At 34.1% G+C, this 1,056-nt stretch carries 1 protein-coding gene; it reads left to right on the top strand.

Annotated features, from left to right (window positions below; genetic code table 11):
- Window positions 1–19: 19 nt before the first annotated feature.
- A partial coding sequence (locus O212_RS0112930) for a YgeY family selenium metabolism-linked hydrolase (RefSeq protein WP_024615522.1) occupies window positions 20–1,056 on the top strand: 1,037 nt, incomplete at its 3' end.

Below are 1,056 nucleotides of genomic sequence, written 5' to 3' on the forward strand. Positions count from 1 at the left end.
GAAATAAGGGGGAGAAATTATGGATTTCGAAAGAATAAAAAAATTATCAAAGGAATATGAACCTCAAATGACAAAATTTTTGAGAGATTTAATAGCTATACCAGGTGAAAGCGCTGGAGAAGAAGGTGTTATTAAGAGAATAGCACAAGAAATGGAATCTTTAGGATTTAATAAAGTAGAAATAGATGGCATGGGAAATGTTTTAGGATATATGGGAACAGGAGAAAAGTTAATTGCTTATGATGCTCATATAGATACAGTTGGTCTTGGAGAATTAGGCAATTGGAACTTTGATCCATATAAAGGATATGAAAACGATGAAGAAATTGGAGGAAGAGGTGCTTCTGACCAATTAGGTGGTATTGTATCAGCAACATATGGTGCAAAGATAATGAAAGATATGAATCTTTTATCAGACAAGTATACAGTTTTAGTAACTGGAACAGTTCAAGAAGAAGATTGTGATGGATTATGCTGGCAATATATCTATAACGAAGATAAAGTAAAACCAGAATTTGTAGTAATTACAGAACCTACAAATGGAAACATATATAGAGGTCACCGTGGACGTATGGAAATAAGAGTTGAAGTTAAAGGAGTTTCTTGTCACGGATCAGCACCAGAAAGAGGAGATAATGCAATTTACAAAATGGCAGACATTCTTCAAGAAGTTAGAGTGTTAAATGATAACTTACATTATGATTCATTCTTAGGAAAAGGAACAGTTACAGTATCAGAAATATTCTACAACTCACCATCACGTTGTGCAGTAGCAGATATGTGTGCAATTTCATTAGACCGTCGTTTAACAGATGGAGAAACATATGAAAGTGCATTAGAAGAAGTTAGACAGTTACCATTTGTTAAAAAATATGGAGCAGAAGTAACAATGTACAAATATGAAAGACCAAGTTGGACAAACTTAGTTTACCCAACAGACTGTTACTTCCCAACATGGGTAATTCCAGAAGATGCACCACAAACAAAAGCAATGGTTGAAGCATATGAAGGAATGTATGGAACACCAAAGGTTGATAAATGGACATTCTCAACAAA

The organism is Clostridium sp. Ade.TY (assembly GCF_000498355.1).
Taxonomy (GTDB): Bacteria; Bacillota; Clostridia; order Clostridiales; family Clostridiaceae; genus Clostridium.